The following is a 25,414-nucleotide window of genomic DNA, read 5'->3' on the forward strand; positions in this document are numbered from 1 at the left end:
CAGCGGACGCCGTCCCTCTCGGCGGACGCCCGTCCCTCTCCGTTCCCAGTGGACGTCCGCCCCGCCACGCCGCCGTCCGCTCTCCTCAGCGGTCGTCCGCCGGGGTCGCCGCCTCCGCCAGGACGCGGGCGAGTTCGCGGGGACGGGTGACCATGGGCCAGTGGCCCGAGTCGAGGTCGACGTGGTCGAGGCGGGCGACGCGGGCGAGTTCGGGGCTCTCGCCCGCGGCGATCCACTCCTCGGCCTGGGCGGGGGTGAACTCGGGGCAGACCAGCACCACGGGGACGTCGAAGCGGCGCTCGTCCGTCAGGCGCACGACCCCTCTGGCGACCCCCTCGGGGACGGGGACGGCGGTGGACGCGATGCGGTCCCGGGCCGCCTCGTCCAGGTCGGCCGCGTCGGGCCCCTCGAAGGGGCCCCAGCCGGGGAAGGGCACGATGCCGTCCTCGATCGCGAAGTGGTCGGCGTAGGCACGCCCGTCGTCGGCGGGGAAGCCGCCGATCAGGACGGTCTTGGCGACCTTCGCGGGCCGGGCGTCGGCCGCCAGCCAGGCCAGGGTCGCCGCGGCGGAGTGCCCCACCACCACGGGCTTCCCGGGCGCCGCGTCGACGGCGGCGAGCACCGCCGCCAGCTGGTCGCCGAGGGTCGCGGACGAGTCCCCGTCGCCCTGTCCCGGGAGGGCGACCGGGACGGGTCGGTGGCCGAGCGCGGCCAGTTCGGGCACGACGTCGTCCCATGCGGAACCGCCGTCGAGCCACAGACCGGCGATGAGCAGGATGTCCACGGTGTTTCCCCCCGGTGGTGGTGTGCCGAACGTCGCTCCCGCCACGCTATCGGAGACCTCCGACAACGCCCCCGGACGACCGGCCGCGCGCTCCCCCGCTGTCGGAGGCGGGGGCTACCGTGCTGACGCATGAAGATCGAATCCCTTCTCGACGACCTGACGAGCGACGATCCCGCGCGGGTCGAGGCGGCCGTGGCGGGGGCGGTGGAGCGGGCCGACGGGGTACTGCCCGCGCTGCTGCGCGGTTTGGAGGAGAAGCGGGGCACCGCGGCGCTCCGGCCCGTCCTGCGGGTGCTCGGGGCGGCCGGCCCCGCGGGCTTCGACGCCGTGCTGGCGGCGTGGGACCGGGGCGAGGTGACGGACTGGCAGGCGGGGCGGCTGCTGGGCGCGTTCGACGAGCGCTGCGCGGACCGGTACGCGGCGCTGGCGGCCGACCCGCGCCGGGGCAGGTCGGGCAACGGCTTCCAGGGCCTGCACCGGCTGCGCACCGACTCCGACGCCGGACTGCGCGCCCTGGTGGAGTGCTGCGCCCGCGGCCGTGCGCTCCCGTACCGGGCCGCCGACTACGCCCGCGCGCTGCACGGCTCCTTCGCGCCCCGACTGCGCGCCCTGCGCCGGGATCCCGCCGCGTCCCCGCGGATCCGGCGGGGCGCCCTGGGGGCGCTGGTGGAGGGCGGCGGGGCCGGCGCGCTCGACGCCCGCGACCGCGCGGCGGTCGAGCGCCTGATCCGCGCGAAGATCCCGCACGAGGTCCCGAGCGCGCCGTCGGCCGTGCTCAGCGGCTGGTGGATCGCGGTGCCCGGCGCCACGTACGAGGGGCTCTTCGCTGCCTTCGACCTGCACGACCGGCGGCCGGTCACCTGCGCGGCGGGCGTCGCGGCGGCGGAGGGCCGCGAGATCGACGTGCCCGCCGGTGCGGACGGCGCCGCCCGCACCGCGGGCCGGGTCTTCGTCACCCCCGAGCTCGACGGCTGGCGGCTGCTCTTCGGCCCCTTCTCCCTGCTCGTCCCCGACACCTGGGACGGCATGGTCGAGACGGTCGAGCGGGTCAGCGCCCACTGCGGCCGGGCCCAGTTCTTCTTCCTCGACGACGCCGGCGGTTCCGACGTGTGGATGGTCGCCGAGGAGGGACGGGTGATCCGTCAGTACGCCTGTGAAAGCGACCCCGAGTGGGAGGGCGACCCGCTGCCCTGGGAGAGCCTCGCGGCCGACGACCCCGATCTGGACCCGGAGTACGACGAGGTCCCGCCCCACGCGGGCACCGCGGGCGCGCGGGAGGCCTGTGCGCACCTCTCGGTCGATCCCGACGCGGTCGGCCCGGACACCGTGGTCCGCGGCCACGGCTGGCTGGCCCTCACCGCTCCGGGGGTCGACCACGGGGCGTTCCCGGGCCGACTGCCCCTCTGAGCCCTTTCCCCGCCTCCGGCCCCGAACCCCGACCTCGACCCCGCCCGCGTCCTCGTCCTCCTCCTGGCGGCCCTGACTCCCCGGTGCCCGCTTGCCCGTTCCCGGGCGGCGGGGCAGGGTGGGGGGATGACATGGACAGCGCCGCCGGTCGCGCGCACCCAACAGCTGGGCACGCTCGGCACGGTGAGCGAGCGTCGGATGCTGGAGGGCTGGCTGCGGTGGCACCGGGAGACGCTGCTGGCCAAGTGCGCGGGGCTCGACGGGGCCGCGCTGGCGCGGGCGGCCGTGGAGCCCTCGAACCTCACCCTGCTGGGCCTGGTCCGGCACATGGCGGAGGTGGAACGGTGGTGGTTCCGGCGCAGCTTCGCCGGTGAGGACCTCGGCGACGTCTTCACCGGCCCGTCGGACGGCGACGAAGGGCTCGACGGCGTCCGCGCGGCCGACGCGGAGCGGGACTTCGCGCGGTTCCGGAGCGAGATCGAGGCGTGCGACGCGGCGGCCGCCGGGCACGACCTCGACGAGACCTTCCCCTCGTCCTACGGGGTGCGCCTCAGCCTGCGCTGGATCTACGTGCAGATGATCCAGGAGTACGCCCGCCACAACGGCCACGCCGACTTCCTGAGGGAACGGACCGACGGGACGACGGGCGACGCGTGACGCCCTGACGGACGGCCCGGTCCGGGCGGGGCCGGGCCGGACGGTTCGGGCGCGGGCTCCGGTACGAGGACCCGTACGGCCGGCTCCCTGCGGCCGGGCCCCGTACGACCGGCCGCCTGCGACCGGGCCCGTACGACCGGCCCCGTACACGCCTCCGTACGACCCGGTACGGCCCCGTGCGGTGTCCGCACGGGGCCGTACCGGTCGTCACGCGGGGGTCAGCCGCGTGCCCGGCTCCGTTCCAGGGCGGCCACGCCCGCTGCCGCGAGGCCGATCTGGATGAGCCACTCGATCCAGTCGATCCCCTTGGTGTCCGCGACCCCGAGGGCCGCCGCGAGGGCGGTGCCCACGAGGGCGGCGACGATGCCCACGGCGATCGTCCACAGCACACCGATCCGCTGCCGGCCCGGCAGGACCAGCCGTCCGAGCGTGCCGATGACGATGCCGATGACGATCGCGCCGATGATGCCCGAGATCTCCATGGATATCCCCTTCCCCGCCTCGCGCGGCGGTGACTCCGGCGCCGGTTACAGGTCGAACTCGTGCGGGGGCAGGTCGAGGGTGAAGCACGCCTCGCGCACGACCGCCTGCTCGGTCTTGTCGAAGTCCCCGTCCGCGCCGCCGATGACGATGCCGATCTGGATCACCGCGCGGGCCTCGGCCGGCTTCTTCTTCGCCTTGGCGACCTCCTGGAGCACGCTGACCTTGCCGAAGTCGAAGTCGGCCGTCAGCTTGTCCAGGTTCGCGTCGAAGCGCCGCTGGAGGTCGCTCGCGTCGAAGTTCTGGAGCACCTCGTTGGTGGCGATCAGCTGGGCCACCCGCCGCCGCTCCGAGGGGTCGATCGTGCCGTCCGCCGCCGCCACCAGCGCGCACATCGCCATCGAGGCGTCGCGGAAGGCACCGGACTTGAGGTCGTTCTTCTTCGCGATCAGCTGCGTCTGCATCGTCGACGCGGATTCCTTGATGCGGTCCCACAGGGCCATCGTGGACTCCCTCTCCCACTCGCTTCTACATTGCTGTAGAAGTTACCAGGAGGCGTCCGCTCCTCGCGGAGGGGGACGGGTGACCTGGCGCGCCCGGGAGGATCAGCGTGCCGCGCGGAGCCGGCGGAGGTAGGTCGCGGTCAGGGCCACCGCCGGGTCCTCGTCCCGCGTCAGGCGGGTGAGGGCGCGGGAGGCGGTGGGGCCGGGGAGGTCGGCGAGGGCCTGGGTGAGCCGGCCGCGCGCCGGGGGCGGCGTGGCGGCGCGGCCCAGGTGGTCGACGAGGGCGGCCGCGATCCGCTCCGCCGTGCGGGCGTCGTGCGCCAGGGCGCTCAGCGCGTCGGCCGCGTCGGTGTCGTTCCTGCCCTCGACGACCATGTCGACGAGGACCGGGATCACCCCGGTCTCGCCGCGCGCGGCGAGCGCCAGGGCCGCGTGGCCGCGGACCACGGCGTCGGGGTGCGCCAGGGCGTCGCGGAGCCGGGCGGTCGCCTCCTCGCCGGACAGCGCGGCGAGGGTGCGGACGGCCCGCTCCCGGACGGCCGCATCCGGGGAGCCGAGGCCCCGGGCCAGGAGCGCGGGGCCGCCGTCGCCGGAGCGCGCCAGCGCCCACCGGAGGGCTCCCGCGACATTGGTCTCCGTCTCGGTCAGGGCCGCCTCGACCAGCGCCTCCACCGGCACCGGGGCCTCCCCGGAGTCCGGGGCGGGGGCCGAGGAGAGCGCGGCGCGCTGCCGGACGTCCTTGCTCTGCGAGCCCAGCGCCTGGAGGAGGGCCACCGCCCGCAGGACGTCGTCCCAGCCGGCGGGGCCCGCCGCGTCGATCCGGCGGAGCCGGGTGAGCAGCTCGGTCTCGGCCTCGATGCGGGCACGGGTCTGCGCGATGAGGTCTCCGACGAGCTCCGCGGGGGTGAAGCCGGGGTCGTCGAGCGCGCGGCCGATCTCGCGCAGCGACAGTCCCAGCGAGCGCAGGCTCTCGACGTGGAAGATCCGCCGGATGTCCTCGTCGCGGTACTCCCGGTAGCCGGAGCCGGTGCGGCCGGAGGGCCGCACCAGACCCAGCGACTCGTAATGCCTGAGCATGCGGGCACTGACCCCGGACCGCCGCGCCACCTCACCGATCAACACGCCTCAGTGTCCCTCCTGCCCGGAGCCTCCGAGCGCCACGACGCGCTTCGCCTCCTCGATCGCGTACTCGAATCCGGCGTCGGGGTCGTCCAGGAGCCGCCGGGTGGCCAGCGCGTGCGTGCGGACGTCCGGGCCGGGGTCGTCCCCGGCGGCGTCCAGGGCCGGCAGGATCGCGTCCCCCAGTCCGACGAGCGCCCGGCTGAGGCTCAGCCGCGTCTCCCGCCCGCCGCGCCCCAGCTGGGTCGCCAGGACCCCGGCCAGGGCGGGCCCCTCGCCCTCCGGGGCCAGCAGGACCGCCGTCCGCCAGGCGGCCCGCGCGACCTCGTCGTCGGCGTCCGTCAGGTGCTCCCGGGTGATCGCCGGCCACGTCCCCGGGTCCCCGATCTTGGACAGCGTGTGCAGCGCCTGGCTCCGGGCCCGGGCGGACTCCGAGCGGAGCTCCCGCAGCACCTCGGGGAGCGTCAGGGACACCGGGTGCCGGGTCAGCGCCCAGGTCAGCATGTCGCGGACGAAGAACTCGGGCTCGACCGCGCACCGCTCCACCAGCTTGCCGACGAAGCGGGCGTCGGGCGTCGTGCCGACCGCCAGCGCGGCCCGCAGCCGCACCGACGAGCGGTCGTCCTCCAGGGCCCGGAGGGCGCGCCGCACGTCGGCGTCCTGATTCGTCATGGTCATCGGGACCACCTCCTCGTCGAGCAGTGAAGACCTTGTCACCGTGTCAAGGTCAACCGCGCCGCGGCCGGGGCGCGGTCCGAAACCGCCCCCGAGCGAGCGGTCGTGCGCCCTTCTGCGCCGGGCGCGCCTCCCGGTGGGACAAATTCGGCGCGCGCTCGCCGGTTCAAGTGAATGCGGTGTTCGGTGTGTTGGTACGACAAGCACCTTGGGGCACGCTCCCGTCCAGCGGTTCTCGCCAGCGGTTCTCGCCGTAAAGAGGGATGGGCATGACGAGCCACGCCACCGAAGGCACACGCAAAGCCGACGCCGGACCCGAAGCCGGGACCGACGCCGGCGCCGGACCCGAAGCCGGGATCGAGGCCGGACCCGGAGCCGGGGTCGCGGCCGACGCCGGAGCCGGCACCGGATCCATGAGCGAGCTGGAGGACGTGCTCCGGCGGGCGGTGCGCGCCACGGGCACGGGCGGACGCTGGACGACCGAGTCGGACGACCTGTGGTGCCGGGTGGCGCCGAGGTCCGGGTCGGGACGCCGACAGGGGTGGAAGCTGCACGTGTCGGCGACGGCCGCGTCCGCGCCCGTGGTCCTCGCGAAGGCGCTGGAGGTGCTGCTGCGGGACGGCTCGGGGTTCAAGTTCGCCCGGTCGCTGGAGCGGGTGAGCGCGCTCAACTCCCGTGCGACGCCCCGCGGGAGCGCGGGCAAGTTCCTCACCGTCTATCCGCGTTCCGACGCGGACGCGGCCCGGCTCGCCCAGGAGCTGCACCGGGCGACGGCGGGCCTCGCCGGCCCCCGGATCCTGTCGGACCAGCCGTACGCCCCGAACAGCCTGGTGCACTACCGGTACGGCGCCTTCGTCGGCCGGCAGCGGCTGTCGGACGCGGGCCTGCTGGTGTGGTACTTCGAGGACCCCGACGGCAACCCCGTGGAGGACCGGCGCACCGGGCAGTACACGCCCCCGGAGTGGGCGGTCAGCCCCTTCCCCGCCACGGTGCCCGCCGCACCGCGCGCCACGGAGGCGGCGGCCCGGCCGGTGGTGCTCGGCGGACGCTTCGCCGTGCGGGAGGCGATCCGGCACACCAACAAGGGCGGGGTCTACCGGGGCAGCGACGTCCGCACCGGCGCCCCGGTCGTCATCAAGGAGACCCGGCCGCACGTCGAGGCCGACGCCTCCGGCTCCGACGTCCGCGACTGGCTGCGCGCCGAGGCCCGGACGCTGGAGAAGCTGACCGGCACGGGCCTCGCGCCGGAGCCGCTGGCGCTGTTCGAGCACGGCGGGCACCTGTTCCTCGCCCAGGAGGAGGTGCCGGGGGTCCCGCTGCGCACCTGGGTCGCCGAGCGGTTCCGCGACGCCGGCGGCGAACGCTACCGCGCCGAGGCGACGGAGCAGGTCGCCCGGCTGGTGGAACTGGTCGCGGCGGCGCACGCCCGGGGCTGCGTGCTGCGGGACCTCACGCCCGGCAACGTCATGGTCCGCCCGGACGGGGAGCTGCGCCTCATCGACCTGGAACTCGCCGTCCTCGCGGACGACGCAGCCCTGCCGACCCGGGTGGGCACGCCCGGTTTCAGCCCTCCGGAGCGCCTGCTGGACGCGCCGGTCTCGCCGACCGGCGACTACTACAGCCTCGGCGCGACCGTGTGCTTCGTGCTGGCCGGCAAGGTGCCGAACCTGCTGGCGGAGGAGCCCGCCGACCGGCCCGCCCAGGAGCGGCTGGCCGACTGGCTGACCGCCTGCGACGCCTCCTTCCGCCTGCCGGACGGCATGCGGGAGCTGATCCTGGGACTGATGCGGGACGATCCGGCCGAGCGCTGGAGCCCGGACCGGGCCCGGAGGTTCCTCCGCGGGGAGGCGCGCGCGCCCCGGTCGCCGGTCCCCGCCGCCCCGGCCCCCGTGCCGTGCGGCGCGGGCGGCGCGGACGATCCGGTGGACGCCGCGGTGGCCGGGATCGTGCGGCACCTCGTCGACACGATGACCCCGGCGGACGGCCGGCGGCTGTGGCCGGTCTCCACGACGGCCGGCGAGACCGATCCCTGCACCGTGCAGCAGGGCGCGGCCGGCGTCCTGGCGGTGCTGACGCGGTACTTCGAGGTGACCGGCGACCCCCGGCTGCCGGAGCCGATCTCCGCCGCGGGCCGCTGGATCGCCGAGCGCGCCGGCACCCGTTCGACCCGCCCCGGGCTGCACTTCGGCGGGCGGGGCACCGCCTGGGCGCTGTACGACGCCGGGCGCGCCGTCGGCGACCGGGCGCTGACGGACCACGCCCTCGCCCTGGCGCTGGCGCCGCAGGAGCCGACGCCCAGCCACGACATCACCCACGGCACGGCGGGCAGCGGCCTCGCGGCCGTGCACCTGTGGCGCCGCACCGGCGATCCGCGCCTGGCCGCCCTGGTCGGGGAGGCGGCGGACCGGCTGGTGGCCGCCGCGCGGATGGAGGGGGCGGGCGCGAGCTGGCCCGTTCCGGCGGAGGCCGTGCCCCAGGAGGCGGGCAAGCGGTACCTGGGCTTCGCCCACGGGGCGTCCGGCATCGGCTGCTTCCTCCTCGCCGCCGCGTCCGTCACGCACCGCCCCGAGCACCTGGCGGCGGCCGTCGCGGCGGGCGAGGAGCTGGTGGCCCACGCCGTGGACGTCGGCGGTGCGGCGCAGTGGCCGGCGCAGGCCGGGGACGTGCCCACGGCGGCGTACTGGTGCCACGGTTCGGCCGGCATCGGCTCGTTCCTGGTGCGGCTGTGGCGGGCGACCGGCGACGACCGGTTCGGCGACCTCGCCCGCCGTGCGGGGCGGGCCGTGGTGGAGCGCGCCTCCCGCGCCGCCCTGACGCAGTGTCACGGTCTCGCGGGGAACGGCGACTTCCTCCTCGACCTGGCCGAGGCCACGGGCGATCCGGCCCACCGCGCGCGGGCCGCCGAGCTGGCCCGCCTCATCGTCGCCGAACGGTCCCTCCGCGGCCGCCACGTCGTCTTCCCCAACGAGTACGGGGACGTCACGACGGGCTGGAGCGACGGGTCCGCCGGAATCCTGGCGTTCCTCCTGCGGGTGCGCCACACAGAGCCCCGGCACTGGATGGTCCAGCAGCCGGTATGAGCGGCAGAAAGCCTGCCGCCGCCTCACGAGAAGGAGAATGCCATGGAGAACCAGGACCTCGAACTGCTCGCCCGCCTGCACGCCCTTCCGGAGACCGAGCCGGTCGGCGTCGACGGAGCCGCCTTCGGCGGCACGTGCGAGTGCGTCGGCCTGCTCACGCTCCTCAACACCGTCTGTATCGGTGTGAGCTGCGCGTAGCCCGTACGCCCTCCCCCGGCCGGTGGCTGTCCCGGGGCAGCCACCGGCCGGGGCGGGGGCCCCGACCCCGAGGACCCCACGCCGATGCAGCTCTCCGCCGGTGACGACGCCGTCACCCCCGCGCCCCTGCTGACCGCCCCCGCCCCCGCCGCCGTCCCGTCCGCGCGGGACGACGCCCCGCCCGCCATCCGCACGCGCGGCCTCGCCAAGAGCTATCCGGGCCCGGACGGCACCACCGCCCACGCGGTGCGCGGCCTGGACCTGGAGGTGCGCCGGGGCGAGACCTTCGCCTTCCTCGGCCCCAACGGCGCCGGGAAGTCCACGACCATCGCCCTGCTGTGCGCCCTGGCCCGCCCCACCTCCGGTCACGCCACCGTGGCCGGCGCCGACGTGCTCACCGAGCCCGAGCGGGTGCGGCGCCGGGTCGGCCTCCTCTTCCAGCACAGCGCCCTCGACCCGGACCTGACGGCCGAGCAGAACCTCCGGGTCCACGCCCGCCTGTACGGGCTGCGCCGCCGCGAGGTCCGCCGCCGCACGGCCGAGGTCCTCGACGTCGCCGGGCTGGCCGACCGGCGGCGCTCCGCCGTCCGCACCCTGTCCGGCGGCATGCGGCGCCGCCTGGAGATCGCCCGGCAGCTGCTGCACTCCCCCGGCGTGCTGTTCCTGGACGAGCCGACCACCGGTCTCGACCCCCACGCGCGCGCCCGGATCTGGGAGCACCTGGGGGCGCTGCGCGACCGGGACGGCAGCACGCTGTTCGTCACCACCCACTATCTGGACGAGGCGGAGAACTGCGACCGGCTCGCCATCATCGACCGGGGGCGGCTGGTGGCACAGGGCACGCCCCGGGAGGTGAAGGCCGCGATCGGGGACGACCGGGTGGTGCTGCGGACGAGCGACGACGCGGCCGCCCTGCGGGTGGTGACGGCCGTGGCGCCGCCGGACCGGGCGGTCGCGACGGGCGCGGACGGGGTGTGGCTGCGGGTGCCCGACGGCAGCGCCTGGATCCCCCGGCTGTGCGCGGCGCTGGCGGCCCGGGGCGTCGCCGTGCACGCCGCCTCCGCGACCCCGCCGACGCTCGACGACGTCTTCTTCCACCACACCGGCCGCACCATCGTCCCCGGTGCCGGGGCGGGCGCGGGGCCGGGAGGCGGCCGATGACGGCCCTCGCCCCGGCGCGTCCCCGGGCCACCGCCGGGCGGCTGCCCCGGCTGCGGCACGAACTGCGCGCCGTCCACGCCCTCGTCCACCGCGATCTGCTGCGGCTGGCCTGCCAGCGGGTCCCCACCGCGCTGATGCTGCTGCACCCGGTGCTCTACCTCTTCATCCTCGGCGGCGGTCTGGCGGCCCTGATCCCCGCCTCCTCGCTGGGCGTCGGCTACCAGACCTACCTGTTCCCCGGCGTGCTGATGATGACGGTGCAGACGCCGGCCATCATGGTCGGCATCCGGCTGATCACCGACCGGCAGAGCGGTTATCTGCGCGAGCTCCTGATGGCCCCGGTGGGCCGCGCCACCCTGCTGCTGGGCAGTTGCGCGGGCGGCACCCTGGTGGCGGCGGTGCAGGGGGCCGTGCTGCTGGGGCTGGCCGGTGCGGTCGGGCTGCCGTACGACCCGGTGCTGCTCCTGCTGCTGTTCGGCGGCATGCTCCTCGCGTCCTTCACCATCACCTCGCTGTCCCTGGCGCTGGCGGTGGGCCTGCGCAGACCGGAGACGTTCCACACGCTGCTGGGCCTGGTGATGATGCCGCTCCTCTTCCTGTCCGGCGGCTTCTTCCCGCTGTCCGCGCTGCCCGGCTGGGCGCGGGCGCTGGCCGCCGCCGACCCCCTGGCGTACGGGGTGGACGTGCTGCGGCGCTGCGTCGCCCTGCGGGTCCCCGGGCAGACGGCCGAGGGCGTCGAGTGGGCCGGCCAGCAGCCTCCCCTGCCGGTGGAGGCGGGCCTGCTCCTGGCCGGCGGGGTGCTGGCCCTGCTGTGGGCGGCCCGCCGCTTCGGCCGGCCGGAGTGACCGGGGCGGCGGCCCGCGCCCGGCGCCTTCAGTCCTGTCCGCCGTCGAGCTGGTGGTCGGCCCAGACGTAGCCGTCGGGCAGCAGGTCGGGGACGGGGACGGCCAGGGGGCGGCCGTCCCTGTTCACGATGACCTCGGCGCCGGGGAAGTAGTCGAGGAGGACCTGCCGGCACCGGCCGCACGGGGGGACGATCCCCCGGTCGCGGTCGCCCACGGCGACGATCGTCCGCAGGTCGTACACCCCTTGGGCGGCGGCCGCGCCGATGAGGACGAGTTCGGCGCAGGGGCCGCCGGTGAAGTGGTAGGCGTTGACGGCGGTGACGATCCGGCCGTCCCGGGCGCGGCCCGCCGCCGCCATGGTGTGTTCGTCGCCCCGGCAGCGGGTGCGGGCCACGCGGGCGGCGGCCTCGACGAGTTCCTCGTCGACGGGGTGGGGCTGGGGGTTCATCGGCTCCGCTTCCGTGAGGTGTCCGCCGACTGTGCCCCGGGGTGCGGTCCCGCGCAAGCGGATATCGGGCGCGGGCCGCCGGGTCCGGCATCCGGCGGAGTGCTCCGCCGGATGCCGGACCCGGCGGCCGGTCCCACGACGTCCCGGGGGCCTACCGGAAGGCCGGCAGGTTGCGCGCCACCCACGCGCCGAAGGGGGCGGCGGGGCGGCCGAGGACGGTCTCCACGTCGGTGCCGGCCTTCTGCTCCTCCGGGAGCGGGTCGCCGAGCACGTCGAGGGTGCCGGACACGACCTCGTCCGGCATGAAGCGGGACAGGTGCTCCCGGGCCTCGGCCCGGGAGAGCTCCACGAAGGCCACTTCCTCCCCGAGGGCCTCGGCGAGGACCTCGGTCTGCCGGCGCGGGCCGATCGCCTCGGGGCCGGTCAGCACGTACGTACGCCCGGCGTGGCCGTCCTCGCGGAGCGCGGCGGCGGCGACGGCGGCGATGTCCGCGGGGTCGACGACGGGCAGGGCCACGTCCCCGAAGGGGGCGAGGACCGTGCGCCGGGTGCGGACGGTCTCGGCCCAGGCGAAGGCGTTGGAGGCGAAGCCGCCGGGGCGCAGGACGGTGAAGTCGCGTCCGGAGCCGCGGACGGCCGCCTCGAACTCCCGCAGGCGGGCGTGCGAGAGGGCGTCGGGGCGGGTGCCGGCGGCCTGCGAGGAGACCAGGACGATTCGCTCGATCCCGGAGCCCTCGACCGCGCCGAGGAGGGCGGCGGGGTCCTCGCCGTGGCTGTTGAGCTCGCCGCCCAGGAGGAGGAAGAGGGCGCGGGACCCGTCGACGGCGGCGCGCAGTCCCGCCGCCGTCCCGGTGTCGGCCGCGGTCCACCGGACGCCGGGCGTCCGGTCCTCGGGGCGGGGCCGCCGTGACACGGCCACGACCTCCTCGCCCGCTCCGGTGAGCAGTTCCACGAGCGTCCTGCCGATGTTGCCGGTCGCACCCGTCACGGTGATCATCTCGTACCCCCATCGGATGAGTCGGCCGGCAGTGCGCCGATCGACTGTGAGTTAGTTGACTAACTGAGAAAGACCGTAGCACGCCTCCACCTCGGGCTGTCTATAGTCAGTCGGGTGACCAACTCGGTGAATCGGCGGGAGCGCGCGTCGCAGAAGCGGCAGCGGCTGACGGAGGCGGCGGCGCGGGTCCTGCACGAGCAGGGGGTGGAGCGCACCACCCTCGCCGACATCGCGCGCGAGGCGGACGTCCCCGTCGGGAACGTGTACTACTACTTCAAGACCAAGGACGAACTGGTCCTGGCCGCGCTCTCCGCGCACCGCTCGCACCTGGACGAACTGACCGGCCGGCTGGCGGAGTCGGCGGGGCCGCGCGAGCGGCTGAAGGCGCTCGTCGAGGGGTGGATCGCCCAGCGGGACACCGCCGCCCGCTACGGCTGCCCCACCGGCACCCTGGCCGCCGAGCTCGACAAGCGGGCCGACGGGGTCCTCGACGCGGAGGCCGGGGCGGTGATCCGCCGCCTGCTGGACTGGACCGGGGACCAGTTCCGGGCACTGGGCCTGCCCGACCCCGAGGGCCTGGCCCTCACCCTCGTCTGCGGCTACCAGGGCATGTCCCTCATGGCCAGCGCCCTGCGCGACCCGGACGTGGTGACCCGCGAGGGAAACCGCCTCCTGGCCTGGCTCGACTCGCTCCCCGTCCCCGCCGAGGACGCCTGACGGGAGGTCACGGGGCGTCGGTCACCGGGTGTCAGACGCCCCCGTCACGCCGGTTCCAGCAGGACGGCCTGCAGGGCCTCGGCGAGGACGGCCCGCCGGGGCAGGGAGAGCCCGAAGAACTCCCCGACGACGCCCAGGGCGAGGTGGTGCACCTCGTCCCGGGGCCGGCCCGGGTCCGGGAGGCCGGCGGCGGCGAACGCCTCCTCCAGGCGGCCGGCCTCGGCGGGGTCGCCCTCGACGCCCCGATACCCCCACGTGGGATCGAGGTGCAGGTTGCAGGCGGCCCGGAGCCGCCCGTCGCGGAAGCGGGCGAACCGGGGCGGCACCGGCTTGCCGTTCTCCTCCTCGTACTCCAGGAGGAAGACGTCGGCGCCGCCCCGGGAGATCCCGGCCGCCACCTCGAACTCGCCCTGCCAGCCGCCGTACCCGATCGCGTACGCCCACTCCCCCGTCCGGCCCAGGCGCAGGCCGAGGCCGTCGAGGGGGTCGCCGTACTCGTCGTCCATGAGCTCCAGCAGGGACGCGCCGGTGTGCTCCCCCGCCTCCTCGACGACGTGCCCGTCGCCGTACCGCACCGCCTCCGCGAGGCGGTGGGCGAGGCCGTCCGGGGAGAGGCCCCGGGCGAGCACCACGAAGTACCCGCCGAACGCGACGGATCGGGGGGCGGCCAGCCATGTCACTGCGTCGGTCATGCCCCCATCCTGCCGTCCGCCTCCGACAGCCGGGGCGGCGCACCCGGTCCGGCCGGAAGGCACCGGCGGCGCCCGGGCACCGCCCCACCCCGCCCCTCATGATCGCCAAGTTGCAGTGCCTGGTCCTGGACTGTCCCGACGTCCTCGAACCGGCCCGTTTCCACCGGTCCCTCCTCGGCGGCGAGGTGAACCGGCCCGACCCCCGGTGGTCGCCCGACGAGCACCGGTCGACGCTCCACACCGACGGGGGGGGTTCGTCCTGGCCTTCCAGCACGCCGCGGACCACCGGCCGCCGCGCTGGGGGGATCCCGCCCGGCCCCAGCAGTTCCACCTGGACCTGGGCGTCGAGGACCTGGACGGCGCCGCGGCCGGGGCCCTCGCGCCGGGCGCGGCGGTCCTCGACGACGGCGGGGGCGAGCGCGGCCGGGCCGTCCTCGCCGACCCCGCCGGACACCCCTTCCGCCTGGTGCGGGAGCAGCCGTCGCGCCCCGGCGCGTGACCGCGGTGACACCCGTCCACCCTCGCTCCGCACACACCCCCTCCCATACCCCCTAGGGTATTGAGGATCACAGGGGAAAGCCTCTCCCGCCCTGGGGGTAGAAATACCCGTGGGGGTATGGTGGTCTGCGGATACGCGAACGGATGGGACAGCGAGATGACACGAGCGACCGCCACGGCGCCGCCCTCCCCCGGCGGCGTCCGGCTGGGGCTCCGGGAGAACCGGGCGCAGTTCGTCCTGCTCGTCGTCGTCACGGCGGCGGTCGGGGCGCTGGTCGGGCTGGAGCGGACGACGGTCCCCCTGATCGGGACCGAGGTCTTCGGGCTCGCCGGGAACCTGGCGGTCTTCTCGTTCATCATCGCCTTCGGCCTCGCCAAGGCCCTCACCAACCTCGCCGCCGGGGTGCTCACCGCCCGGTTCCGGCGCCGGCAGCTCCTGCTGGCCGGCTGGCTGATCGGCGTGCCCGTGCCGTTCGTGCTCGCCTGGGCGCCGTCGTGGTGGTGGATCGTGGCGGCGAACGTCCTCCTCGGCGTCAACCAGGGACTGACCTGGTCGATGACCGTCAACATGAAGATCGACCTCGTGGGGCCCGCCCGCCGGGGGCTCGCCACCGGCCTCAACGAGGCCGCCGGTTACGTGTCGGTGGGCGCCACGGCCCTGCTCACCGGCCACCTCGCCACCCACTACGGGCTGCGGCCCGCGCCCGAGCTCGTCGGCGTGGTCTTCCTCGCCGCCGGGCTCGGCCTGTCCCTGCTCGCCAAGGACACCGCCGCCCACCTGGCCCTCGAACTCTCCCGCCACCCGGCACCCGGGGGCGACGGGCCGGACGGGCCGTCCTTCCGGAAGACCTTCGCCCTCACCTCCTGGCGCGACCGCTCCCTGCGCGGCGCCAGCCAGGCCGGTCTGGTCAACAACCTCAACGACGGTCTGACCTGGGGCGTCTTCCCGCTGCTCTTCGCCGACCGCGGCCTCGGCATCGCCGCCATCGGCCTGATCAAGGGGATCTACCCGCTGTTGTGGGGCGTGGGCCAGATCCCGGCGGGCCACCTCGCCGACCGCGTCGGCCGCAAGCCGCTCGTCGTGACGGGCATGCTCGTCCAGGCGGCGGCCCTGCTGCTCGCCCTCGCGCTCCCGGGCGACCCGCTCCTCGCCGGAGTCCTCTCCGCCGCCGGCCTGGGCCTCGGCACCGCGCTGGTCTACCCCGCGCTCATCGCCTCCGTCTCCGACCACGCCCACCCCGCCCGGCGCGCCCACGCCCTCGGCACGTACCGCTTCTGGCGGGACGTCGGCTACGCCGCCGGCGCCCTGGTCGCGGGCGTCCTCGCCGACGCGCTCGGCCTGAGCGCCACCGTCCTCGCCGCCGCCGTCCTCACCGCCCTCTCGGGCCTCCTCGCCGCCCGCTGGATGACCGACCGCCCCGGCCCCTGACGCCCCGGGAGCGGAAACGGGAGCGCGGACGGGCGCAGGGGAGGTCCGGGCGGGGCACGTCTGGCCAGTTCTCGCCAGGAGCGGAAGGTTCCGCATGTGCGGGACGGGAGGGGGGAGATAGGGCGGTGACCGTCGTTCCCCTCCGGACAGGAGTCAGCATGTCCTTTCCGCCGCTTCCCGCGGACCCGGTGTTCACCGCCGACTTCGGATCGTCCGAGCAGTGGGTCGCCGGGCGCTCCTGGGCCTATCCGGGCGGAGGGCCGGTCAACCCCCGGGACAACAAGCTGGACCACCTGGTGGCGGATCCCGCGTACAGCCGCTCCGGGACGTTCCGGGCGACGCGCCGCCGGGACGGTCTGTGGGACAGCGGGCTGCTGACCACGGAGGGCAGCGCGGAGGGGTTCGAGGTGCGGACCGGCGACGTGCTGGAGGCCCGGGTGCGGCTGCCGGAGGAGACGGGAGCGTGGCCCGCGATCTGGACGTGGCGGGACGGCGGACAGGAGGTCGACGTCTTCGAGTACCACCCGGACAACCCGGACCTCCTCGAACTCTCCAACCGGGTGCGCGGCACCTACCACTACCACCGCTCCCCCGCCGTGCGGCCCGGCGGATGGGTGGACCTGCGCACCGAGTTCGGCGCGCGGTCCGTGGTGTGGTGGGTCGACGGCACCCAGGTCTTCGCGGACGGACGCGGGGTCGGCCGGTCCTGGCACGCCGCCCTGATCGTCAACCTCTCGGTCTGCGCGGGGCGCTACCACCCCGCGCCCGACCCTGAGACGACCGAGATGTCCTTCGAGGTGTCCGGGCTCCGGGTGTTCCGCCGCCGGGGCCGGGCCGGGGCCGTCCCGGAGGACGCGGCCTAGGGGCGGGGAGGGACGGGGCCCGCGGGGGTCATGCCCCGGGCGCGGGCGAGGGCCGCCGCCCGGTCGGAGGCGAGGAGGTCCAGGGCGGCGAGGGAGCGGGCGGGGTCGGCGGCGGTGGCGGGGACGCCGGCCGTGAAGAGGGAGGTGAGGGCGGTGTCGCCGGGGAGCGGGCCGAGGACGGTGACGCCGGGGAGGTCGATGAGTTCGCTGTGCTGCTGGAAGGCCAGGTCGGCGCGGCCGGAGGAGAGCAGGCTGCCGGCGGGGACGCCGGGCGGGACCTGGACGAGCCGGCCGGCGAGGGCGTCGAGGCCGAGGCGGTGCAGCAGACCGGTCAGGGCCGTGCCGCTGGGGCCGGTGGAGCAGGCGATGCGGGCCGCCGAGGTCAGGACGGCACGCAGGTCGGAGACGGTGGCGAGGGCGGGGGCCGGGGCGCCGGCCGGGACCGCGGCGACGACCTGGGAGACCCACAGGGGGCGGAGCGTTCCCGCCCGGAGCAGGCCCTCCCGCTCCAGCGCGGTCATGGCGTCGTCGGCGAGGACGAGCAGGTCCGCCTCCGCGCCCTCGCGGATCCGGCGGGCGACCTCGACGCCGCCGGCGGACTCGAAGCGCACGGGGACGCCGTGCGCGGTCCGGAGGTGGTCGGACAGGTCGGCGAGTATCGGGCGGGTCGCCATCGAGGACAGGCCCACGAGTTCACGGTGCACGTCGACTCCTCAGTCGGGAAGGGTCCGCGGAAGCGGTGGGAGCGGGGAGGCGCACGTGGTCCGGTGGCTCGGCGCGGGCCCGCGAGAGGGGGTCTGCGAGACTGGCGGCGTGAGCACGACCCGGAGCACGGCGGCAGGAAAAGTACTGGAGGTCCTCTCGGCCTTCGACCGCGAGCACCCCGCGCAGACCCTATCCGAGATCGCCCAGCGCACGGGCCTCGCCCTGAGCACCACCCACCGGGTGGTCATGGAACTGGCCGGCTGGGGGGCGCTGGAGCGGGGCGAGGACGGGTCGTGGCACGTGGGGCTGCGGCTGTGGGAGATCGCCTCGGGCTGTCCCCGGACGCAGATCCTGCGGGACGTGGCGCTGCCGTTCATGCAGGACCTGTACGAGGCGACCCACGAGAACGTGCAGCTCGCCGTGCGGGAGGGCACCGAGCTGGTGTTCGTGGAACGGATCGCGGGGCACCGGTCGGTGGAGCTCCTGACGTCGGTCGGGACCCGTTTCCCCGTCGGGTCCACCGGCATGGGCCGGGTGCTGCTGGCCCACGCGCCGCGGGACATCCAGGAGGAGGTCCTCGGCTCGCCGCAGCGGGCGTGGACCCCGCACACCGTCACCGACCCGCGGACGCTGCGGACGCAGCTGGACCGGATCCGGCGCGAGCAGGTCTTCCTCAGCGACCGGCAGCTCTCGGAGAGCACGGTGGCGGTGGCCGCGCCGGTGCGGATCGGGCGGACCGGGCCGGTGAGCGCCGCGCTGGGCATCGTGCTGGCGGCGCCGGACGCGGGCAGGGCGCGCGGGCTGCGCGAGCCGCTGCTGCGGGCCGCGTACGGCATCTCCGACGAGCTCGGCAGACGGACCCGCCCGACGGGCTGACTCCGGGACCGGTGTCCCGGCCGGCGTCCGGGCCGACTTCCGGACCGGCGTGCCGACCGGCGTCCGCCCCGGAAACCGGCCCGGCTTCCGGGGTGGTTTCCGTCTGGCGGAAACACCGCAGACCGGGGGTCAGGCGGGCTGGCAGCGTTCGGGCCGTTCCGAAGCGTTCGGAGCGTTCACCGCCGTTTGGGAGCTGCCATGGCCGACGTCCCCGTCGACTCCATCACCTCGGTCCCGGTCGCGGTCGTCGGCGCCGGGCCGGCCGGCCTCATGCTGGCGCACCTGCTGGGCCGGGCCGGGGTGGAGACGATCGCCCTCGACACCCGCACCCGCCACGAGATCGAGACGACCCAGCGGGCCGGGATCCTGGAGGCCGACGTCGCCCGGGACCTGGTCGGCACCGGGGTGTCGGACCGGATCCTGCGCGAGGGGCACGAGCACGAGGGCGTCGAACTCCGGTCGGCCGGACGGTCGTACCGCATCGACTTCCAGGAGCTCGTCGGCGCGTCGGTGTGGCTCTACCCGCAGACCGACGTCTTCACCGACCTCGCCGACGCCCGCGAACGCGACGGCGGCACCGTCCACTTCGGGATCCGCGACACCGAGGTCCTCGACGTCACCACCGACGCCCCCCGGGTGCGCTACACGGCGCCCGACGGGACCCGGCACGAGATCCGGGCGCGGTACGTCGTCGGCGCGGACGGCTCGCGCGGCACGTGCCGCGACCTGGTGCCGGAGGACCGGCGGGTGCGGTACGGCGCCGAGTACCCCTTCGCCTGGTTCGGGATCCTCGCCGAGGCGCCGGCGAGCGCGCCGGAGCTGGTCTACGCCCGCTCCGAGCACGGCTTCGCGCTGATCAGCCAGCGGACCGAGAGCGTGCAGCGCATGTACTTCCAGTGCGCGCCCGACGAGTCCGCCGACGCCTGGTCCGACGACCGGATCTGGGAGACGCTCCAGGCGCGGGTGGCCGGCGAGGACGGCTTCCGGCTGAAGGAGGGGCCCGTCACCGAGAAGACGGTGCTGCGGTTCCGGTCCTTCGTGCAGGAGCCGATGCGCTGGGGTTCGCTGCTGCTCGCCGGCGACGCCGCGCACACCGTGCCGCCGACCGGTGCCCGCGGGCTCAACCTGGCGCTGCACGACGTGAAGATCCTCGCCGACGTGCTGGCGCGGGCCCTCGGCGGCGGGGGCGAGGCCGCCCTGGAGGAGTACCAGCCGCGGGCGCTCCGGCGGGTGTGGCGGGCGCAGCACTTCTCGTACTGGATGACGCAGCTGCTCCACACCGCGCCCGGCGCCTCCCCGTTCGACCTGCGGCGACAGCTCGGCGAGTTCGACCACGTGGTGGGGACGCGGGCCGGCCGCACCCACCTGGCCGAGCAGTACACCGGCTGGCCCGCCCGCGAGCACGACCGCTGACCCCACCGCCCCCGACGGACCCGAGGCCCCCCATGATCATCGACTGTCACGGTCACTTCACCACCGCCCCGCCGCAGCTCGCCGAGTGGCGGGACCGGCAGATCGCCGCCGCCGAGGGCCGCGGCCCCGTGCCGGACCCGGTCGAACTGGTCGTCACCGACGACGACCTGCGCGCCGCGATCGAGGGCAACCAGCTGCGGCTGATGGACGAACGCGGCAGCGACCTCACGGTCTTCTCGCCGCGCGCCAGCTTCATGGCGCACCACATCGGCGACTTCGCCGTCTCCTCGGTGTGGGCGCGGATCTGCAACGACCTGGTCCACCGGGTCGCCGGCCTCTACCCCGGCCGGTTCGCCGTGGGCGCGATGCTGCCGCAGTCGCCGGGCGTCGACCCCGCGACCTGCCTGCCCGAACTAACGCGGGCAGTCGAGGAGTTGGGCGCGGTCTCGGTCAACCTCAACCCGGACCCGTCGGGCGGCCGGTGGACCGCTCCGCCGCTGACCGACCGCAGCTGGTACCCGCTGTACGAGGCGCTGGTCGCGTACGACGTCCCGGCGATGATCCACGTCAGCACCTCGTGCAACCCGGCCTTCCACACCACCGGGGCGCACTACCTCAACGCCGACACCACGGCCTTCATGCAGCTGGTGCAGGGCGACCTGTTCGCCGACTTCCCGGCGCTGCGGTTCGTGATCCCGCACGGCGGCGGCGCCGTGCCGTACCACTGGGGCCGGTTCCGCGGGCTGGCGATGGCGCTCGGGAAGCCGGACCCGGAGCGGCTGCTCGACAACGTCTTCTTCGACACCTGCGTCTACCACCAGCCCGGCATCGACCTGCTGACCCGGGTGATCCCCAGCCGGTCGGTCCTCTTCGCCAGCGAGATGATCGGCGCCGTCCGCGACGTCGACCCGCGCACCGGCCACCACTTCGACGACACCAGGCGGTACGTCGACGCCACCGCGCACCTGTCGGACGAGGAGCGCGCCGCCGTGTACTCCGGCAACGCCCTGCGCGCCTACCCCCGTCTCGCCGCCCGCCTCGCCGCGGCCGGCCGCTGACCCCCACCCTCCAGGAGAAGAACTCCCATGGAACACACCGAGATCGGCGTCGTCCGCACGAAGATCGAGCGGGCCGACCCGGAGGCCGTCGCGGAGCTGTCGAAGTTCGGCGTCGCGACCGTCCACGAGGCGATGGGCCGGGTCGGCCTGATGCGCCCCTACCTGCGGCCGGTCTACCCGAGGGCGCGGATGTGCGGCACGGCCGTGACCGTGCTCCTCCAGCCCGGCGACAACTGGATGCTGCACGTCGCCGCCGAGCAGATCCGGGACGGGGACGTCGTCGTCGCGGCCTGCACGACCGAGAGCGAGGACGGCTTCTTCGGCGAGCTGCTCGCCACCTCCTTCCGCGCCCGGGGCTGCCGGGGCCTGGTCATCGACGGCGGCGTGCGGGACGTCGCCGACCTGGAGGGCATGGACTTCCCCGTCTTCTCCCGCGCGGTCAACGCCAAGGGCACGGTCAAGGCCACCCTCGGGTCGGTCAACGTGCCCGTGGTCTGCGGCAACGCCCTGGTGCGCCCCGGTGACGCGGTCCTCGCCGACGCCGACGGGGTCGTCGTGGTGCCGCGCGAACGGGCCGCCGAGGTGGCCGCCGCGGCGGCCGCCCGCGAGGCCGCCGAGGAGGGCAAGCGCGCGCAGTTCCGCGCCGGGAAGCTCGGCCTCGACCTGTACGGGATGCGCGGCCCGCTGGCCGCGCTCGGACTGCGGTACGAGGACTGAGGAGGCCGCCGTGAGCACCGACTTCGAGAAGACGCCCGGCTGGCTGGACTGGTGTGCCGACCCGAGCCGGCCCGCGTACCGGCTCCCCCGGGGCGCCGTCGACGCGCACTGCCACGTCTTCGGGCCGGGCGGGGAGTTCCCGTACGCCCCCGAGCGCAAGTACACGCCCTGCGACGCGTCCAAGGAGCAGCTGTTCGCGCTCCGCGACCACCTCGGCTTCAGCCGCAACGTCGTCGTGCAGGCCACCTGCCACGGCGCCGACAACCGCGCCGTGGTCGACGCCCTGCGGGCCTCCGGCGGGCTGGCCCGGGGCGTGGCGACGCTGCGGCCCGACGTCACCGACGCCGAGGTGCGGGAGCTGCACGAGGCGGGGGTGCGCGGGGTGCGGTTCAACTTCGTCGCACGGCTGGTGGACGCGGCGCCGAAGCGGGACCTGCTCGACGTCGTCGAGAAGATCGCGCCGTACGGCTGGCACGTCGTCGTCTACTTCGAGGCCGCCGACCTCGCCGACCTGCGGGACTTCTTCCTGTCGATACCGGTGCCGCTGGTCGTCGACCACATGGGCCGGCCCGACACCGCGAAGGACCCGGACGGGCCCGACTTCGAGACCTTCCTGGACTTCCTGCGGGCCAGGCCCGACATCTGGTGCAAGGTGACATGCCCGGAGCGGCTGACGACGAGCGGGCCGCCGGCCCTCGGCGGGGAGCGGGCGGCGTACCGCGACGTCGTGCCCTTCGCCCGGCGCGTCGTCGAGGAGTTCCCCGACCGGGTGCTGTGGGGCACCGACTGGCCGCACCCCAACCTCACCGACCACATGCCCGACGACGGGCTGCTCGTCGACTTCGTCCCGCACATCGCGCCGACGGCGGAACTGCGGCACAAGCTGCTCGTCGACAACCCGATGCGCCTGTACTGGCCCGACGCCGACTGACCCTCCCCCGATTGGAGCCCAGCATGTCGCTGGACAAGACCTACAGGCTGGTGCCGGGGACGACGATCTTCGACTCCGAGCAGTCGGCCAAGGGCTACCACCTCAACCAGTTCTGCATGTCGCTGATGACGGCGGAGAACCGCGCGGCCTACCTCGCCGACGAGCGCGCCTACCTGGACGCGTGGCCGCTGCGGGAGGAGCAGAAGCGGGCGCTGCTCGACCGCGACCTCAACGCCGCGATGCGCGAGGGCGGGAACATCTACTTCCTCGCCAAGTGGGGCGCCACGCTGGGCTTCTCGTTCCAGCAGATGGCGGGCTCGATGACCGGCATGACCGAGGAGGAGTACCGCGCCATGATGGTGGGCGGCGGCCGCTCCGTCGAGGGCAACCGCATCGACCACGCCGTGCTCGAAGCGGCCCACGCGCCCGGGGAGCCCGCCGGACACGCCACCGTCACCGGCGCCGTCTTCACCTCGCACGTCCCCGCGATCGGCGCGGCCCTGGACCACGGAAAGACCGAAGAGCCCTACTGGCGGCCGGTCTTCGAGGGGTACGAGTACGCCAGGGCGTGGGAGCGGGACAACGTCCCCGACGTGGTCTTCCTGGTCTACAACGACCACGCCAGCGCCTTCGACCAGTCGCTGGTCCCGACCTTCGTGCTCGGCACCGGAGCCTCCTACCCCGTCGCCGACGAGGGGTACGGGCCCCGCCCCGTGCCGGCCGTCGAGGGCGATCCCGACTTCGCCGCGCACCTCGCGCACTCCCTCATCCGGGACGACTTCGACCTCACCCTCGCCAACGAGATGGCCGTCGACCACGGACTGACCGTGCCGCTGTCGCTGATGTTCGGCGACGTCGAGAAGTGGCCCTGCAAGGTCGTCCCGTTCCACGTCAACGTGGTGCAGTACCCGGTCCCTTCCGGCGCCCGCTGCTTCGCCCTGGGCCAGGCCCTGCGCAGGGCCGTCGAGTCGTACGACCGGCCGCTGAAGGTGCAGGTGTGGGGCACCGGCGGGATGAGCCACCAGCTCCAGGGGCCGCGCGCCGGGCTGATCAACCGGGAGTGGGACAACGCCTTCCTCGACCGGCTGGTCGCGGACCCCGCCGGGCTCGCCGAGGTCCCCCACCTGGAGTACGTGGAGGAGGCCGGCTCCGAGGGGATCGAGCTGGTCATGTGGCTGATCGCGCGCGGCGCGCTGAGCGACGTCGACGGATCCGGCGAGGTCGAGCTCAAGCACCGCTTCTACCATGTGCCGGCGTCCAACACCGCCGTCGGGCACCTGATCCTGGAAAACCGCCCCCGGGCCGAAGAGCCCGCCGAGAAGGAGTGACATGACTGACGACCGGACCCTGCGGATCGCCCTGGCGGGCGGCGGTGCCTTCGGCGCCAAGCACGCGGCCGCGCTGAAGCGCATCGAGGGCGTCGAGGTCGCCGCCGTCGTGAGCAGCAGCCTCGAACGGGCGCGGAAGTTCGCCGCCGAACAGGGCGTCGGCCGCGCCGCCGCCTCCCTCGACGAGGTGCTGGCGATGGACGACGTCGACGCCGTCGTCCTGGCCACCCCCACCCAGCTGCACGCCTCGCAGACCCTGGCCTGCCTGGAGGCGGGCAAGCACGTGCAGGTGGAGATCCCCCTCGCCGACTCCCTCGGCGACGCCGAGGCGTGCCTGGCGGCGCAGGAGCGCACCGGGCTCGTCGCGATGGCGGGCCACACCCGCCGCTTCAACCCCAGCCACCAGTGGGTGAAGCGGCGGATCGACGCGGGCGAGTTCACCGTCCAGCAGATGGACGTGCAGACGTACTTCTTCCGCAGGCAGAACCTCAACGCGCTCGGTGAGCCCCGCTCGTGGACCGACCACCTGCTGTGGCACCACGCCGCGCACACCGTCGACCTCTTCGCGTACCAGACGGGGTCGCCGATCGTGCGGGCGAACGCGATCCAGGGGCCGGTCCACCCCGAGCTGGGCATCGCGATGGACATGTCGATCCAGCTGGGCGCGGCGAACGGGGCGATCTGCACCCTGTCGCTGTCCTTCAACAACGACGGCCCGCTGGGCACGTTCTTCCGCTACATCGGCGACACCGGCACCTATCTCGCCCGGTACGACGACCTGTTCACCGGCAAGGAGGAGCCGATCGACGTGAGCGGGGTCGACGTGTCGACGGACGGCATCGAGCTCCAGGACCGCGAGTTCGTCGCCGCGATCCGCGAGGGCCGCGAGCCGAACTCCTCGATCGCCCAGGTGCTGGCCTGCTACCGCACGCTGGCCGGCCTGGAGGAGCAGCTGAACGCGGCCACGGCCCCGTGGCCTCCGCGCGCGGGCTGAGGGCGTGCCGGACCGGCCGGGGAGCGGGCGTCCCCGGCCGGTCCGCTCAAATGACGCTCAAGTCGCTTGCCGGGAAGGTCCCGTGGGAGGCAGGGTCGGTCTCGCCATCGACCCATGGCGAGACACGGGGGGAACCACCACATGCGCAAGACCACGGAGCGGCGTGTCCTGACCCGGCTGACGGCGTGCGCCGCGGCCGTCCTGCTCGCGGGCACGGCCGCCTGCTCGGCCGACGGGGACACCCGGGCCGACGCGACCGCGCGGCCCGCCACGCCGACCGCCGCCTGCACCTACACCTGGTCCGGCGTCCAGCAGCGGGACGTCCTGACCGGCGTCGCGGAGGAGCAGGCCTTCGGCGAGGACGGCGGGAGGCTCACCCGGCCGCTGAAGCGGGTCCACAGCCCGTCCACCGGGGCGACGACGGAGACCGGGCCGGAAGCCGAGGCGAAGGACGTGCTGCTCTCGCTGGCCGCCCACCTCGAGGACACCGGCACGGAGGCCCCCTTCGACCGCGCCGCCTTCGTCCGGGCCGGCCGGCCCGCGCCGGCCCTCGACGGGAACACCACCGAGACCAGCGGGGCGGGCACCCTCGTCGCGTACGCCTTCGTGCGGCAGGTCACCGGCGACTACCGCCGCGCCTGTCCCGGCGGGAAGCCCTCCACGGGCAGCGCCACGAGCTGGACCACCGAGGGGTCGGGCGTCCTCGACTGCAAGGAGCCGTCGAGCACCTTCGACGAGGGCGAGCCGTCCCAGGAGGCGGCCCTCCGCTCCTGCCCTCCCGGCTCCCCCGCCGCCCGGTCCTGACCTACGGACCGACGGACCGACCGACAGGAGACCGC

General features: G+C 75.1%; 26 protein-coding genes and 1 pseudogene. 18 read left to right on the forward strand and 9 right to left on the reverse strand.

What is annotated here, in order from left to right; genetic code table 11:
• Positions 1-85 precede the first annotated feature (85 nt).
• A complete protein-coding gene (locus IE326_RS35235; protein WP_190044480.1) occupies positions 86-784 on the reverse strand; it encodes an alpha/beta fold hydrolase in 699 nt (232 codons plus the stop codon).
• Positions 785-913: 129 nt separating this feature from the next.
• On the opposite strand from IE326_RS35235, the gene IE326_RS35240 reads away from it, so the two are divergent.
• Both IE326_RS35240 and IE326_RS35245 read left to right on the forward strand, forming a co-directional pair.
• Complete coding sequence (locus IE326_RS35240; protein WP_190044481.1) at positions 914-2,191, forward strand: hypothetical protein; 1,278 nt, start codon at positions 914-916, stop codon at positions 2,189-2,191.
• Between the two features lie 126 nt (positions 2,192-2,317).
• A complete protein-coding gene (locus tag IE326_RS35245; protein WP_190044482.1) occupies positions 2,318-2,848 on the forward strand; it encodes a DinB family protein in 531 nt (176 codons plus the stop codon).
• Between the two features lie 218 nt (positions 2,849-3,066).
• Here IE326_RS35245 and IE326_RS35250 read toward each other — a convergent pair whose 3' ends face one another.
• The 4 genes from IE326_RS35250 to IE326_RS35265 form a co-directional block, all read right to left on the reverse strand.
• On the reverse strand, positions 3,067-3,330 hold the full coding sequence (locus IE326_RS35250) for a GlsB/YeaQ/YmgE family stress response membrane protein (protein WP_150233667.1): 264 nt from the start codon (positions 3,328-3,330) through the stop codon (positions 3,067-3,069).
• 45 nt (positions 3,331-3,375) lie between these two features.
• Positions 3,376-3,831 (reverse strand): tellurite resistance TerB family protein, encoded by a 456-nt coding sequence (locus tag IE326_RS35255; protein ID WP_030755788.1) that lies wholly within the window; start codon positions 3,829-3,831, stop codon positions 3,376-3,378.
• Between the two features lie 102 nt (positions 3,832-3,933).
• Positions 3,934-4,953: a HEAT repeat domain-containing protein gene (locus tag IE326_RS35260; protein WP_150233669.1), complete on the reverse strand. Its 1,020-nt coding sequence runs from the start codon at positions 4,951-4,953 to the stop codon at positions 3,934-3,936.
• A 3-nt stretch (positions 4,954-4,956) separates the two neighbouring features.
• On the reverse strand, positions 4,957-5,628 hold the full coding sequence (locus IE326_RS35265; protein WP_229915812.1) for a HEAT repeat domain-containing protein: 672 nt from the start codon (positions 5,626-5,628) through the stop codon (positions 4,957-4,959).
• A gap of 410 nt (positions 5,629-6,038) precedes the next feature.
• Here IE326_RS35265 and lanL point away from each other — a divergent pair, with 410 nt between their 5' ends.
• The 4 genes from lanL (at position 6,039) to IE326_RS35285 (ending at position 10,909) form a co-directional block, all read left to right on the forward strand.
• A complete protein-coding gene (lanL, locus tag IE326_RS35270) occupies positions 6,039-8,705 on the forward strand; it encodes a class IV lanthionine synthetase LanL (RefSeq protein ID WP_190045009.1) in 2,667 nt (888 codons plus the stop codon).
• A 42-nt stretch (positions 8,706-8,747) separates the two neighbouring features.
• On the forward strand, positions 8,748-8,903 hold the full coding sequence (locus tag IE326_RS35275; RefSeq protein WP_170313941.1) for a VenA family class IV lanthipeptide: 156 nt from the start codon (positions 8,748-8,750) through the stop codon (positions 8,901-8,903).
• Between the two features lie 84 nt (positions 8,904-8,987).
• Positions 8,988-10,064, forward strand: a complete 1,077-nt coding sequence (locus IE326_RS35280) for an ABC transporter ATP-binding protein (protein WP_190044484.1) — start codon at positions 8,988-8,990, stop codon at positions 10,062-10,064.
• Positions 10,061-10,909: an ABC transporter permease gene (locus tag IE326_RS35285; protein WP_190044485.1), complete on the forward strand. Its 849-nt coding sequence runs from the start codon at positions 10,061-10,063 to the stop codon at positions 10,907-10,909. Before IE326_RS35280 ends, IE326_RS35285 begins: the two co-directional genes overlap by 4 nt.
• 28 nt (positions 10,910-10,937) lie before the next feature.
• Here the strand turns inward: IE326_RS35285 and IE326_RS35290 are convergent, their stop codons facing one another.
• Together IE326_RS35290 and IE326_RS35295 are read right to left on the reverse strand one after the other, a co-directional pair.
• Positions 10,938-11,357 carry a cytidine deaminase family protein gene (locus tag IE326_RS35290; protein ID WP_190044486.1) on the reverse strand — a complete coding sequence of 140 codons (420 nt, stop codon included), beginning with the start codon at positions 11,355-11,357 and terminating at the stop codon, positions 10,938-10,940.
• A gap of 151 nt (positions 11,358-11,508) precedes the next feature.
• Positions 11,509-12,354 carry an SDR family oxidoreductase gene (locus IE326_RS35295; protein WP_190044487.1) on the reverse strand — a complete coding sequence of 282 codons (846 nt, stop codon included), beginning with the start codon at positions 12,352-12,354 and terminating at the stop codon, positions 11,509-11,511.
• 114 nt (positions 12,355-12,468) lie between these two features.
• On the opposite strand from IE326_RS35295, the gene IE326_RS35300 reads away from it, so the two are divergent.
• Positions 12,469-13,071 carry a TetR/AcrR family transcriptional regulator gene (locus IE326_RS35300; protein WP_190044488.1) on the forward strand — a complete coding sequence of 201 codons (603 nt, stop codon included), beginning with the start codon at positions 12,469-12,471 and terminating at the stop codon, positions 13,069-13,071.
• A gap of 44 nt (positions 13,072-13,115) precedes the next feature.
• On the opposite strand, the gene IE326_RS35305 is transcribed toward IE326_RS35300, so the two are convergent.
• Complete coding sequence (locus IE326_RS35305; protein WP_190044489.1) at positions 13,116-13,763, reverse strand: hypothetical protein; 648 nt, start codon at positions 13,761-13,763, stop codon at positions 13,116-13,118.
• 98 nt (positions 13,764-13,861) lie between these two features.
• Between IE326_RS35305 and IE326_RS35310 the strand changes: the two are divergent.
• From IE326_RS35310 to IE326_RS35320, 3 genes and pseudogenes are all read left to right on the forward strand, one after another.
• Positions 13,862-14,262, forward strand: a pseudogene (locus IE326_RS35310) (VOC family protein).
• A 156-nt stretch (positions 14,263-14,418) separates the two neighbouring features.
• Positions 14,419-15,690, forward strand: coding sequence for an MFS transporter (locus IE326_RS35315; RefSeq protein WP_190044490.1), 1,272 nt, complete (start codon positions 14,419-14,421; stop codon positions 15,688-15,690).
• Between the two features lie 158 nt (positions 15,691-15,848).
• Entirely contained in the window at positions 15,849-16,553 is a 705-nt protein-coding gene (locus IE326_RS35320) for a glycoside hydrolase family 16 protein (protein WP_190044491.1), read from the forward strand.
• Here the strand turns inward: IE326_RS35320 and IE326_RS35325 are convergent.
• The gene (locus IE326_RS35325) at positions 16,550-17,257 is read right to left on the reverse strand and encodes a substrate-binding domain-containing protein (RefSeq protein ID WP_229915813.1); all 708 of its coding nucleotides are present in this window, start codon (positions 17,255-17,257) and stop codon (positions 16,550-16,552) included. The two genes, IE326_RS35320 and IE326_RS35325, sit on opposite strands and share 4 nt — an antisense overlap.
• A gap of 109 nt (positions 17,258-17,366) precedes the next feature.
• Here IE326_RS35325 and IE326_RS35330 point away from each other — a divergent pair, with 109 nt between their 5' ends.
• From IE326_RS35330 to IE326_RS35365, 8 genes are all read left to right on the forward strand, one after another.
• The gene (locus IE326_RS35330; RefSeq protein ID WP_190044492.1) at positions 17,367-18,134 is read left to right on the forward strand and encodes an IclR family transcriptional regulator; all 768 of its coding nucleotides are present in this window, start codon (positions 17,367-17,369) and stop codon (positions 18,132-18,134) included.
• Positions 18,135-18,332: 198 nt separating this feature from the next.
• Complete coding sequence (locus tag IE326_RS35335) at positions 18,333-19,547, forward strand: 4-hydroxybenzoate 3-monooxygenase (RefSeq protein WP_190044493.1); 1,215 nt, start codon at positions 18,333-18,335, stop codon at positions 19,545-19,547.
• Positions 19,548-19,579: 32 nt separating this feature from the next.
• Positions 19,580-20,605: an amidohydrolase family protein gene (locus IE326_RS35340; RefSeq protein ID WP_190044494.1), complete on the forward strand. Its 1,026-nt coding sequence runs from the start codon at positions 19,580-19,582 to the stop codon at positions 20,603-20,605.
• Positions 20,606-20,632: 27 nt separating this feature from the next.
• A complete protein-coding gene (ligK, locus tag IE326_RS35345) occupies positions 20,633-21,322 on the forward strand; it encodes a 4-carboxy-4-hydroxy-2-oxoadipate aldolase/oxaloacetate decarboxylase (RefSeq protein WP_150233696.1) in 690 nt (229 codons plus the stop codon).
• 10 nt (positions 21,323-21,332) lie between these two features.
• A complete protein-coding gene (locus IE326_RS35350) occupies positions 21,333-22,253 on the forward strand; it encodes an amidohydrolase family protein (protein ID WP_190044495.1) in 921 nt (306 codons plus the stop codon).
• A 23-nt stretch (positions 22,254-22,276) separates the two neighbouring features.
• On the forward strand, positions 22,277-23,581 hold the full coding sequence (ligA, locus tag IE326_RS35355; protein WP_190044496.1) for a protocatechuate 4,5-dioxygenase subunit alpha: 1,305 nt from the start codon (positions 22,277-22,279) through the stop codon (positions 23,579-23,581).
• 1 nt (position 23,582) lies between these two features.
• Positions 23,583-24,575 carry a Gfo/Idh/MocA family oxidoreductase gene (locus tag IE326_RS35360; RefSeq protein ID WP_190044497.1) on the forward strand — a complete coding sequence of 331 codons (993 nt, stop codon included), beginning with the start codon at positions 23,583-23,585 and terminating at the stop codon, positions 24,573-24,575.
• Between the two features lie 141 nt (positions 24,576-24,716).
• Entirely contained in the window at positions 24,717-25,379 is a 663-nt protein-coding gene (locus tag IE326_RS35365; protein WP_190044498.1) for a hypothetical protein, read from the forward strand.
• Positions 25,380-25,414: the final 35 nt, after the last annotated feature.

It is taken from the genome of Streptomyces filamentosus (genome assembly GCF_014654895.1).
GTDB classification, from domain to species: Bacteria; Actinomycetota; Actinomycetes; order Streptomycetales; family Streptomycetaceae; genus Streptomyces; species Streptomyces filamentosus.

Bases quoted from the DNA above. Each gene is read 5' to 3' on its own strand.
- IE326_RS35240 (WP_190044481.1), top strand. From the start codon at position 914: ATGAAGATCGAATCCCTTCTCGACGACCTGACGAGCGACGATCCCGCG.
- IE326_RS35245 (WP_190044482.1), top strand. From the start codon at position 2,318: ATGACATGGACAGCGCCGCCGGTCGCGCGCACCCAACAGCTGGGCACG.
- IE326_RS35250 (WP_150233667.1), bottom strand. From the start codon at position 3,330: ATGGAGATCTCGGGCATCATCGGCGCGATCGTCATCGGCATCGTCATC.
- IE326_RS35255 (WP_030755788.1), bottom strand. From the start codon at position 3,831: ATGGCCCTGTGGGACCGCATCAAGGAATCCGCGTCGACGATGCAGACG.
- IE326_RS35265 (WP_229915812.1), bottom strand. From the start codon at position 5,628: ATGACCATGACGAATCAGGACGCCGACGTGCGGCGCGCCCTCCGGGCC.
- lanL (WP_190045009.1), top strand. From the start codon at position 6,039: ATGAGCGAGCTGGAGGACGTGCTCCGGCGGGCGGTGCGCGCCACGGGC.
- IE326_RS35275 (WP_170313941.1), top strand. From the start codon at position 8,748: ATGGAGAACCAGGACCTCGAACTGCTCGCCCGCCTGCACGCCCTTCCG.
- IE326_RS35280 (WP_190044484.1), top strand. From the start codon at position 8,988: ATGCAGCTCTCCGCCGGTGACGACGCCGTCACCCCCGCGCCCCTGCTG.
- IE326_RS35285 (WP_190044485.1), top strand. From the start codon at position 10,061: ATGACGGCCCTCGCCCCGGCGCGTCCCCGGGCCACCGCCGGGCGGCTG.
- IE326_RS35290 (WP_190044486.1), bottom strand. From the start codon at position 11,357: ATGAACCCCCAGCCCCACCCCGTCGACGAGGAACTCGTCGAGGCCGCC.
- IE326_RS35295 (WP_190044487.1), bottom strand. From the start codon at position 12,354: ATGATCACCGTGACGGGTGCGACCGGCAACATCGGCAGGACGCTCGTG.
- IE326_RS35305 (WP_190044489.1), bottom strand. From the start codon at position 13,763: ATGACCGACGCAGTGACATGGCTGGCCGCCCCCCGATCCGTCGCGTTC.
- IE326_RS35315 (WP_190044490.1), top strand. From the start codon at position 14,419: ATGACACGAGCGACCGCCACGGCGCCGCCCTCCCCCGGCGGCGTCCGG.
- IE326_RS35320 (WP_190044491.1), top strand. From the start codon at position 15,849: ATGTCCTTTCCGCCGCTTCCCGCGGACCCGGTGTTCACCGCCGACTTC.
- IE326_RS35335 (WP_190044493.1), top strand. From the start codon at position 18,333: ATGGCCGACGTCCCCGTCGACTCCATCACCTCGGTCCCGGTCGCGGTC.
- IE326_RS35340 (WP_190044494.1), top strand. From the start codon at position 19,580: ATGATCATCGACTGTCACGGTCACTTCACCACCGCCCCGCCGCAGCTC.
- ligK (WP_150233696.1), top strand. From the start codon at position 20,633: ATGGAACACACCGAGATCGGCGTCGTCCGCACGAAGATCGAGCGGGCC.
- ligA (WP_190044496.1), top strand. From the start codon at position 22,277: ATGTCGCTGGACAAGACCTACAGGCTGGTGCCGGGGACGACGATCTTC.
- IE326_RS35360 (WP_190044497.1), top strand. From the start codon at position 23,583: ATGACTGACGACCGGACCCTGCGGATCGCCCTGGCGGGCGGCGGTGCC.
- IE326_RS35365 (WP_190044498.1), top strand. From the start codon at position 24,717: ATGCGCAAGACCACGGAGCGGCGTGTCCTGACCCGGCTGACGGCGTGC.